The sequence below is a fragment of the Puniceicoccus vermicola genome (genome assembly GCF_014230055.1).
GTDB classification, from domain to species: Bacteria; Verrucomicrobiota; Verrucomicrobiia; order Opitutales; family Puniceicoccaceae; genus Puniceicoccus; species Puniceicoccus vermicola.
In genome coordinates this window covers 1-10,538 of the sequence record NZ_JACHVA010000078.1, presented here as the reverse complement: position 1 = coordinate 10,538, position 10,538 = coordinate 1, and the positions used below count along the sequence as shown (strand labels likewise).

9 protein-coding genes are annotated in these 10,538 nt (G+C 55.3%); 6 read left to right on the top strand and 3 right to left on the bottom strand.

Going from position 1 to position 10,538, the window contains the following annotated elements:
* The coding region (locus tag H5P30_RS08770; RefSeq protein WP_185691332.1) for a transposase at positions 1-563 on the bottom strand (563 nt) is incomplete at its 3' end.
* A 370-nt stretch (positions 564-933) separates the two neighbouring features.
* Here H5P30_RS08770 and H5P30_RS08765 point away from each other — a divergent pair.
* From H5P30_RS08765 to H5P30_RS08745, 5 genes are all read left to right on the top strand, one after another.
* Positions 934-1,683 (top strand): MotA/TolQ/ExbB proton channel family protein, encoded by a 750-nt coding sequence (locus H5P30_RS08765; RefSeq protein WP_185692573.1) that lies wholly within the window; start codon positions 934-936, stop codon positions 1,681-1,683.
* A 21-nt stretch (positions 1,684-1,704) separates the two neighbouring features.
* On the top strand, positions 1,705-2,247 hold the full coding sequence (locus H5P30_RS08760; protein ID WP_185692572.1) for an ExbD/TolR family protein: 543 nt from the start codon (positions 1,705-1,707) through the stop codon (positions 2,245-2,247).
* The gene (locus tag H5P30_RS08755; RefSeq protein WP_185692571.1) at positions 2,247-2,669 is read left to right on the top strand and encodes an ExbD/TolR family protein; all 423 of its coding nucleotides are present in this window, start codon (positions 2,247-2,249) and stop codon (positions 2,667-2,669) included. The genes H5P30_RS08760 and H5P30_RS08755 overlap by 1 nt, the downstream gene beginning before the upstream one ends.
* A complete protein-coding gene (locus H5P30_RS08750) occupies positions 2,669-4,684 on the top strand; it encodes a hypothetical protein (RefSeq protein ID WP_185692570.1) in 2,016 nt (671 codons plus the stop codon). The genes H5P30_RS08755 and H5P30_RS08750 overlap by 1 nt, the downstream gene beginning before the upstream one ends.
* A gap of 159 nt (positions 4,685-4,843) precedes the next feature.
* Positions 4,844-5,539 (top strand): PEP-CTERM sorting domain-containing protein, encoded by a 696-nt coding sequence (locus tag H5P30_RS08745; RefSeq protein WP_185692569.1) that lies wholly within the window; start codon positions 4,844-4,846, stop codon positions 5,537-5,539.
* Between the two features lie 302 nt (positions 5,540-5,841).
* Here H5P30_RS08745 and H5P30_RS08740 read toward each other — a convergent pair whose 3' ends face one another.
* Positions 5,842-6,900 (bottom strand): LacI family DNA-binding transcriptional regulator, encoded by a 1,059-nt coding sequence (locus H5P30_RS08740; RefSeq protein WP_185692568.1) that lies wholly within the window; start codon positions 6,898-6,900, stop codon positions 5,842-5,844.
* 284 nt (positions 6,901-7,184) lie between these two features.
* On the opposite strand from H5P30_RS08740, the gene H5P30_RS08735 reads away from it, so the two are divergent.
* Positions 7,185-8,726, top strand: a complete 1,542-nt coding sequence (locus H5P30_RS08735; protein ID WP_185692567.1) for a glycoside hydrolase family 43 protein — start codon at positions 7,185-7,187, stop codon at positions 8,724-8,726.
* A 593-nt stretch (positions 8,727-9,319) separates the two neighbouring features.
* On the opposite strand, the gene H5P30_RS08730 is transcribed toward H5P30_RS08735, so the two are convergent.
* The gene (locus tag H5P30_RS08730) at positions 9,320-10,414 is read right to left on the bottom strand and encodes an IS110 family RNA-guided transposase (protein ID WP_185691013.1); all 1,095 of its coding nucleotides are present in this window, start codon (positions 10,412-10,414) and stop codon (positions 9,320-9,322) included.
* Positions 10,415-10,538 lie beyond the last annotated feature (124 nt).

Genomic DNA, 10,538 nt, shown 5'->3' with positions numbered 1-10,538 from the left:
GAGAGCTCCTTTTCGCTGCGACCGGGCCTGACCTCGAAGACCCGATTGTTGCCGAGGTCGCAGAAGGTGGTGCAAAAGCGGTTCTTTTTGCCCAGGGTATGCTCGTCGATTCCGAGCATCCGGGGGCAATCCCGGTTGGAACGTTTGCGCACCTCCAGCTCGGTGTGCTGGTGATAAATCCGTTCGACCGTAGCCTGCCCGATTCGCTCCCTCTTGGCCAAAGTGCTCGCGCAGATCCCGTCTTCGTGGCGCTGGTGGACTTCCTTGCGAAAGAGCTCCGAGCTCTGGCGATAAGGACGGATGCCCGGAAGCGTGGGAAGGAAACTCCGCTTGCACCTCCAGCACCAGAAACGGCGGGTGTGCACCAACAAAAAAGTTGAACGAACATAACCACTTCGATGACGCACCTTCCGAAGATAACGGCCCTTACTGCGCGGCCCCGGGGCCGCGCAGTAAGGGCATCTCTCAGGCTCCCTCTCCAGAACCGCCTCCAACTCGTCCAAATCCGATTTGCATCGCTGCGAGATCACTTCGTAGCCTGCTATTCCTGTTAGGTTATTCATTGGGGAAGACCGAATTTCGGGGATGAGGCTGAGAGTTAGAAAAACCTCCTCCAACTGTGGGAGAAGTCCGGTCATCGTGGAGTCTTTTGGAGGCATCACGACGCCGTCGATGAGTCATCGACGCCTCTGGTTCTCTAGTTGACCATCTCGATCAGAAGGCAGAAACGAACCCTCTTTTCGGGGAGGTCCGCGTTGATACCGTGGATCTTATCCTTGGCCGGAAAGATGTCTCTTCCGGAGCAATTGGGCTAAGTTACCGATCTACAAAAGCCCTTTTGGAGTTGTAATATAACGATATAGTAATCCATATAGAAGGAGCGGCTCTGATCGCTCTCTATTTTTTCTTACTCATTTCCCAGCACATAATCCCATGCCTCAGCGATTCTTTCTCTCTCTTTTTCTGCTCTTGTTTTCGTTTCTGGGCCAAGTGTCCGTTTCGGCGCAGACGGCATCTGAAGAAGGAGATCTTGAGGCGGTGGCTTCAATCGATTGGGCGGCCGAGGTCCTCAAGGGTGGTGTGACTTCACTGGTTCTCCTGGCTGTCGGATTTTTCGGAGTCGTTTTCTTCCTGGAGAGATTAATCGTTGTTCGCCGGGCGAACTTTATCCCGAAGCGATTGGAGGAGACTTTGCGCAAGAGCTCGGTGCAGTCGGATTTCAACCAGATTGACCGCGCCTGCAGGAAGAATAAGAGCGTCTTGGCGAAGATCGGCTCCTATATCGCAACCCACACTCATATTCCGTTTGAGATTTTGTCGTTCGGGGTCACCGACATGATTTCCCGCGCGGTGAACAAGCAGCATCAGCGGACTTATCCTCTGGCCGTGGTCGCGACAATTTCGCCGCTGCTGGGGCTCTTGGGGACGATCATTGGCATGATTGAGTCGTTTCAAAAGGTAGCGCTGATGGGAGACACCGGAGATGCCTCAGTCCTCGCCGGTTCGATTGGAAAGGCGCTGATCACGACGGCCTTGGGCCTCATCATCGCGATTCCTTCTTTGGCGAGTTATCATTACTTCAAGTCGAAGATCAACAGCTTCGGCATTCGTCTGGAAGAGTCGGTCGATGTGCTGATGTCGCCCTGGTTGCACCCGGAAGAGGAAACGGAGTCGGAAGACTGATCTCCGCGAGGAATGGCTTCCATGTCCACCCGGCGACCAGGCCTCTTATTGACCACCGGCAATTCGTCGAGAGTGGCGACCATTCGTCGTTTCCGGGCCAAGCGTCGAACGGATGAGAACATTGAGGTCGATCTCTCTCCCTTGATCGATTGCGTTTTCCTCCTGCTGATCTTTTTCCTCGTGACGACGATGCTGAAGAAGTTGGAGAAACAGATTCCGGTGGAGCTGCCGGATTACACCTCGGCGCTGGCCTCGGTGGCGGAATCCGAGGTGGTGATTTACGCGATGGATGCGGAGGGGAATATCCTCAAGGCCAAAGGCAGTGGAGTGGGGCGTGACCGGGGAATCGAGTACGAACCCCTGGAGTCGTTTCCCGCCGATTTGAAGCGGGTGGCCGAGGAGCAGGGGACGAACATCGCCATCCGCCTCGATACGGACCGGGAGGTGCCGGTGCAGCGGGTGATTGACGCGCTGGACACGCTTTCTCTCCAAGGCTTTGAGAAAGTGGGCGTGAGGCTGCGGCACCGGGGCGTGGAGGATTTTGCCATGGAGGGATATCGATAATGGGCGGAGACCGCTATGGGGAAGACGAAGATGTGGCGCTGAGCATGTCGCCGTTGATCGATTGCGTCTTTTTGCTGCTGATCTTCTTCCTGGTCACGACGATGCTGAAGAAGGACCGGAAAGAGGTGGAGCATTTGAACCTGCCCATTTCCCGATCTTCGCTCGAAGTTCCGCCGGACGACACCGTGGTCGCGATCGCGATCGACGCGGAGGGAGAGGTCTATTGGGAAGGGGAGCCCGTGACCGTTTCGGTTCTTCTGGACGAACTGAGGTATCTCGAACAGGAGGATCCGGATCGGAGAATTCGGTTGGATACGGACGAACTCACGCCGTTCTATCGCTTTGTCGAAGTGCTGGATGCCCTCAGTTTCCGGAATTTGAGAAATGTCGGGGTGAGAACCTATCACGAAAAATACGACTGATGACCTCACTCGACAAAAAAGGCCCGCTGTGGATCTCCTTCTGTATCGTTCTTGTGGTGACGGGATGTCTCGCGATCGTTCTGTATTTGAATGAGGATCTGCGTAAAACGACTTTGGGGGTCTTTGAAGAGGCCGAGAATGAGGACGGAGAAGTCGTAAAAAAGGTAAAAGTGGAGAAGCCCGAGCCGACCCGGGAGCAGGTCCGGGAGATTGCTCGGAATCGCGAGGTCAAGGAACGGGAAACACTGAAGGAGAACGCGAAGAAACTGCGCCGCTCGGTTGAGGAAATCCGGCGCATTGCGGAAGTCCGCCAAAGCTCTCTCGTGCGGCCGGATATTTGGGACGAGTTTTTGGACCGGGTGGAATCGTTGCGGGAGCAGGTCGTATCCCTGCGGCATGCACAGAGGATTACCCGGTTTCTGGCGATCCAGCAGGAATTGGTGAGCAGTCTTCTGGAGTTGCACAACCTTTCGGTCGAGCATGTGGGGGAGATGCAGTTGTTGGCGCAGAAAGAGGAGGTAGAGCCCTCCGAAGCCGAAACTGCGGTGGAGAACGCCCGGGAACTGGTGGCGGCGATGGTTGCGGTGCGGGAGGCGTTTAGCCTGGCCTTTGAGAACCTGTTGGAATTGCCCGAGAGTGAGCGGAAAACGGAATTGCTGCGGCTCATGAAACGATGGGCGAAGGCGGTGAATACCATGATCGAAGACGGGGAGAGTTACCTGCGCGATCTGGAGGATTTCGTGAATTCTTCCGATTTGAATCCCGAACCCTTGGAGAATCAGCTCGCGGAACAGACGGAAGACCTCAATGAGTTCAGCAACGAAGAACTGCCTTCGGAAGAAGAGATCGAGCAGATGGAGACGGCCGAGTTGTATGAGTCCGTGCAGGAGATGACGGAAGAATTGGACGAGGCCTTTCTCGAAGTCAAAGCGGCGGAACTGGCGGAGAGCCAGCAAATGTCTTTGGAAGAAGCGCGGGAGAGCGTCTATGCCCCGGAGAGCGATACCGGTCCGGATCTCAGTGAATCCCTCGCGAAGAATCAGCCCAACAGTAGTGAAGAGTTTCGCGAGTTCAACGAGGCGCTGGATCAGGCCTCCCGTGCGAGCGAGCGAATGGCGCGTCATGCGGAGAAGCGGTTGGATTCGGCCCTCGGGCAGGAGTCAGCGAGGGGAGGGGAGACGCGCACCGCCGAAGAGCTGAGGTCGGCTCTGGCGGAGGGGGCTCAGATCAAGACCAAGATGGAGGTCGCCGGGACAAACGAGGGACGGCAATCGGGGAACTTGCAGGATCTCCGATCCCTGATGGCGGAAAGTTACCAGTTGGGGCAGAATAGTGAGGGAGCCGGGGGAGGCGGCGAGGCCGATTCGACGGGTCGTGCCGGATTGAATCAGCAGTATGATGTGTCGTCTTTTCTCGAGGCGGATCGCGAGGAGAACAATCCTACGGGATACTCGCTCGAGAAACGGACCGTATTCGAGCAAGCGCTGCCGGGGCGTCGCTTCGATATGGAGTCTTCCCGCCGGGGGTGGATCTTCGTCGACACCTGGTACATCATTGGACCGTGGGATTTGCCGGGGGGGAAGGGGGAGTTCGAGAATTCCCTGCCTCCGGAAACCGTGGTTGATCTCGATGCGACCTATTCGGGGAAAAATCACCCGATGACCGGTGAGCCGATTCCGCTCGAGTGGCGTTTTGTTCAGTCGGGAACGATTCGCATCAAGCCCCCCGATGAGCTGAACCGATCCATTTATTTCGCCTATACGGAAGTTTTCTGTGAGACGGCGATGGATGTGGTGGTCGCGGTCGCGAGCGACGATCGGGCGAAGCTTTGGATCAATGATTTGGTCGTCTTTCAGGACGTCGGGCACTCGGGGTGGACCCTGGATGAAGGATTCCGGCGGGTGCTCCTGAAACCGGGCTACAACCGACTCCTGTTACGACTCGAGAACGGCCCGCAAGTGGCCTATTTCTCGGTCCTGCTGTGCCCCTTCGAGGCGCTGGAAGCCTCTCGCTAAATATCGGGTTTTGCACCTGGTGCATTGCAAGAACGTTGAATCTTCGATGCGCAGCTATAACCATTTAGCCATTCCTCTCAGAACCGACTCTGAGAGTACCGAAAAAAACCTCTCCCCCAAAAACAATTGATGATGATGAAATCCCAAATTCTTCCCTCTTTGAATAAATCGAGACTGCTGGGTGCACTGGCGGTCGTATCGACGTTCGGTGCGGGCTTCTGCGAAGCGCAAGTGATCATCGACGGCACCGCCCCGGATTATGTGAACAACGGGAGCTTTGAAACGACGGCCGATTGGTGGGGCGGGGGTGCGACTACACTGTCCAGTGACTTAGGATTCGATAATCGCTATTTGCAAAGAAATAACAATTTGCCGAACAAAGATGGAAACAATTACGCTGTCATCGGTTTAGATGGTTCGACGAATCGTGGTGCATACCAAGATACGGGCTATGACTTGGTCGAAGGGGATACCTTTGACTTGTCGTTTTGGCAGGCTAACCACTTTGGAATTGAATCTGGGGATGAATTTTCCTGGCAGCTATTCACGACAACGACGAATGATGATAATGGCACAGTCGCGACGATTGTAGCCTCGGGACAAGTTTTGGCAAATACGACCTCGTCTTTCCTGGAGGAAAGTTACACCGGAATCGGATCTGTTGGGAGTGACATTGCGGGAGACCGTTTGTTTATCGCATTCTCCCGTTCCGACAACATGGAAGCGAGTGATTTCCTTGGTCTTGACCAAGTGAATTTGTCCGTGTCTAGCGCGATCCCAGAGCCTGCGAGCGCCGTTCTCATTTCCGGTTTTCTCGCCTTGGGCTTTGTCGGCATGCGTCGCCGCCGTAGTTGAATCGGTTCTTTGAGGTTTGATTTTTTACCGAAGCGGTAGTCCGGAAGGGCTACCGCTTTTTTTGACTGAGCTATTACGAACTCCTCCCTTGCTTGCAGGGGAGGGGGACCCCGCATCGCGGGGTGGAGGGGTTCTGTTCGATCGACCAACCCAGTTTAAAATCCATTTGGATTTATGGAAACGGTCGAGGGGGCCCCTGAAGGGAACCCCCCACTGTAGAAATAACTAGAATAAACCTCGAAATCGCGGACACGCTTGTGTTTCGGTGGCGAGGAAGCCTGGCTATTTCGCCGGGCGCTCATCTAGCCCTGCTGCACTGCGGTTTCACCCTCGTGCCAGTGACCGGGGAGGGTGAGGATTTTGGGAGACTGCGGGATCCCGAAATCGTTGCGATGTAAGTGAGCGGTCACCATGTCCACAGCGGCACTCCCGAGCTTTTCGGGCAGTTGGTCGATGCCGCTGATGGCTGGCTCATTCTCGGAACAATCCAGACTGGCATAGCCGAGGTCTTCCGGGACTCGCAATCCGCCGATGGACAAGGCATTTCGGGTGGGGCTGGAATTGCAGATCAGTGCGTCTGCCCGAAATTCCTTCAGCCAACGGACAGAGGTCTCCGGATCGAATTTAGAGGCATAGCGGACGGTTCCGTAGCGGGCCTCTGGAGAGTCTGGGTCCGGTTTGGATGTCGTCACGAGAACGGGAATTCTCTGATCTGGAGGGAACTCCCGCTGGTAGGCAGCGTAGGCAGCGATGTAGGCGTCTTCGGATCGGAGTCGCATCTCGGAAGTGAGGGCTAGGGCAATCCTCTGATATCCGAGAGATTTTAACTGGTTCAACAACGCGAACATGTTGGAGTAGTAACTGGTCGAGACTCGGTTGATTGCGGGATGAGAGAGGAATCGACCAATGTAGACGGAGGCGAGATGTTCCCAGTCCAATTCGATTTCGCGATGGTCCCGACCAAAGGGGAGGATGATCGCGCCCTCGATGTTGCGCGTCCTCAAGACTCCGTTAAGACGTTGAGTCGACATCTCGTATTGATGGAGAGAGAATTCCTCCAGGCTGTACCCGAGACTCTCGGCCCGTTCGGAAATGCCTTTGAAGATTTGTTGGAGAAAATGGACATCTTTCCAATTCTTCCAGCAGGTGATCAGGGCCAGGGTGCTCCGTGCCTGTTTCTTGATGTGGGGAAGTTGGGCCATGAGCTTCGAGACCGTGGGATGGGGGCGGTAACCGTGCTCGATTGCGAGCTTCTGGATCCGTTCACGAGTAGACTTTGAGATGTGCGGGTTGTTTCTCAGAGCCCGGGATACGGTGGAGTGGGAGACTCCGGCGATTTTGGCGATCTCTCGAAGATTCATGGGGTGTGGTTCGTTTTGCTGGGTCTGAGAAGAATAGGCAACGTTTCAGTTCGCTTCGGGTTACTCTCCTGAAGGAATTTTGGACGGATTGACTCGGATCTTGGGATTCGGGAAAGAGGGATTCGGGATTAACGAGAAATTACTGGGGAAAACTCCATATTTGGTTTGAAGAAATCCAGATTCTGAAGAAGTATAACGATTTAGTAAAGTAAAGGATATCCTCTATCCAAAGAGAGCAATGGATGGCCACTGAAAGTTGCCGAGTTGCCGTTTCTCCAGGTCCAATGTCTGAAATTTCCGTTTCCAATCCGATTCTCCCCGGGATGCACCCTGATCCGACGATTTGTCGGGTGGAGGATGTATTCTATCTTGCAACCAGTAGCTTTGGTCAGTTCCCGGGAGTTCCGCTTTATCGTAGCCGCGATCTCCAAACATGGGAGTTCGTTCGGCATATCCTCTCGCGTCCGTCGCAGCTGGATTTTGTCGAGGAACAGAAACTGGGGAATGCCGGTATTTTTGCGCCGACGCTTCGTTATCACGACGGGACCTTCTATCTGATCACAACCCAGATAGGAAAGATTGGGCATTTCATTGTCACGGCTGTGGATCCGGCAGGGGAATGGTCGGATCCGATTTGGCTGGATGCGGACCACCAAGGTGGGATCGACCCCTCCTTGACGTTCCTCGAGGACGGAACCGTCCTTTGTCAGGTCACAGGCGATGGACGCTGGGGCGAGCCTCAAGGGATTGTTCAGTTTGAAATCGATCCCAAGACCGGCCGAGGCATAACTTCCCGCCAGTTTATTTCAAAAGGATTTGGTTGGAAGGCTACTGAAGGGCCACATCTGTTTTCGCGAGGCGATTACTGGTATTTATTGACGGCGGAAGGGGGAACTGAGTCTGGCCACCGCGTGGCAATCGGACGTTCGAGTTCGCCGTGGGGCCCATGGGAGCCATGCCCCCATAACCCAATCCTGACTCACTCCGGTTTGGAGTCCGCCATACAGAACACGGGTCATGCCGATTTCATCGAAGATGAAAACGGAAAATGGTGGGTGGTCTTTCTCGGTGTGCGTCCGCAGGGATACCCACCGGTTCATGTTTTGGGCCGGGAGACCTTCTTGGCACCTGTCGAATGGTCCGAAAGTGGATGGCCGATCGTGAACGATGGAAAGCCAGTCTCTTTATCGGAGGAAGCGAACAAGGAGTCTGGTTGGAAGGATTCCTTTGTGAACGAGAAAGGGGAGTTGGGACCGCGTTGGGTCTCAGTGGGGCGGGCCTTCCGGGAGATTTATGAGCTTCCCGAATCCAAAGGACTTCGCTTGCTGTCCCGTTCGGAATCCCTTTCGACGCCCTTGGCGAAAGCGTGGGTGGGGGTGCGTATGACCCAACCGCAGGTCGTCTGTGAATGCGAAGTTTGCCCGGAATCGTTGAATGCGGAATTGGGGATATCGGCGTTCATGGAGCATTTCGGCTATTACAGTCTGGGTATCGTCGAGAAGAGTGATGGCAGCGGTGTCTACGCTCGATTCTCCCGGCGAGTGATCGATCTGGAACAGGTTGAGGAACGGGAGATTCCCGGCCAGTCTTCCTATCGGCTGCGAATTGAGTTGGCGACCCGACCCGACGGTTGGAATGCAGGCGATCCCAGTCGATTGATCTTTTCGGTCGCGACGGAAGAAGGGGAGTGGTTGGAGATCGGCGCTGGTGCCAGCCGATTGCTCTCGACCGAGATCCTCGGCGGCTTTGGGGGGCTCTTTGCCGGAGTATACTGTTTAGGAAAGCCGGGAAGCACCGGGCGCGTTCTGTGGTTCAGTCAGCGATAGGGGCACGGGTTCTCAAGTAAGACTCGAGTCGACGTAGCATCGGCGCTTCGCCGATGACGGGTTGCGGAAATTCTTGGTGGCTTTGGGGGGGCTCTTGCCGGAGTATATTGTTTAGGAAAGCCGGGAAGCACCGGGCGCGTTCTGTAGTTCGGTCAGCGATAGGGGGCATAGGTTCTCAAGTAAGGCACTAGTCGACGTAGCATCGGCGCTTCGCCGATGACAGGTTGCGGATTCGGATGAGTTTAGAAGCTGCGAGTAGCCTGCCGCGGGTCATCGAGCAAGGCTCGATGCTTCTATGGTGATTTATGGGTCAAGTCATAATCGCGATAATGTTATGTTTATTTTGAGCGATTGATCTTAGTGGTTTCCGCATTTGAGTATCCGGGGCTATGTAGCCCTCGGGACCAACTTCTATCCGTGCCGGTCTAGCCGGTCACCTGATGCCAAATACGCCTGATCGCAGGCTTGAATATGCGGTTTCATGATGACGCCAATCTACAAGAACGAGTGGGATTTACCATCTCCAGCATCGAAACGGGCCATCAATCCACCAAAGTCAGATAAAGCTCAGATAGTTTGATTGGTAAAAGTTCTCAGGCAGTCTCTTTGAGGAGAGCCCCAGCGGGGAGTTCGTCTTTTTCCAAGTACTTCCACAGAGCCACCAGTAGCTTGCGCGCCAGAGCGACGATGCCGATTCTTCGGCTGCGTTTTCCCCTGGCGAAGTTGTTGTCGAACCATTTGGCCAGATCCGACTGGGGTTGGTTCCTCAGCCACGACCAGGCCAGCTCGATCATCAGGGCCCGGACCTTGGCATTGCCGGCTTTACTGATGCCTTGTTCGTTCTTGCTGTCGCCGCTGTCGTAGGGGGAGCCATCCAGACCGGCGCAGGCGCCGACTTGCCGGACGTTGCGGAACTCTCGCCAGCTGAAGAACTCCTCGCTTAAGGTCATGGCGCTGATGACGCCAACGGCCTTGAGCCGGGTGAGCTTGTGGGCCTGTCGCTCGGCCTTTGTTTGGGGCTTTGCGATTCGGGCAGTCCGCGCACGTTCCAGAGCCTTGAGTTGGGTGCGGGCAAACTCCACGCGTTCGTATTCGCGGGCGATCTCGCTGCGTATATGTTCCGGGAGGGGGCGGTTGTCCCAACCGAGCAGCGAATCGAGCCGTGTATCGAGCTTGCTAAGTGAATCGAGGCGAAGTCCATGCAAAACAAGCAGGCTTTTGATCCGGGCTGTGCCCGCACCGATCTCCTTCTTCAGTCGCTTGATCTCTCGCTCGCGCCGACGCAGGTCTTCCTGCTCCACGCTCGGCACGCGCACGACAGACCAGAGCGTATGCTCACCGCCGTGGTAGCGAATCAGCTGACGCAGCAAGGCCTTGGCGTCCAGGCGGTCAGTCTTGGCTCGGCGTTTGCGGCGGTTCACCTCAATGCTGGCGGGATCAACGATGACGTTGTTGATCCCCAACCCCTCCAGCCAGCGGTGGATCCAGAAACCGTCCCGGCCCGCTTCGTAGACACTGAAAACCTCAATGTCTTCGCCTAGCTGCCACTTGTCCCGAGTCGCCTTCAGGGCCGATTGAAAGGCCAACTGATCACGAGCCTCGATCGTGATCAGCCGTATCTTCTCTCCCGTCGAGAAGGCCAGCTTCCATTTAGTATTGCTCAGTTCCAGCGCCATGTATAACTTCATTTTTTGAATCTTTCTTTCAGGTTCATTTTTTCAGGTCCGGGTCCTCTTAACCCGGGCCTGTTTAGTATCCGAAAGAAGAGGCCCCAAGAAAAGCAGATCCCTCGGATCCGCTCATAGCATCTAC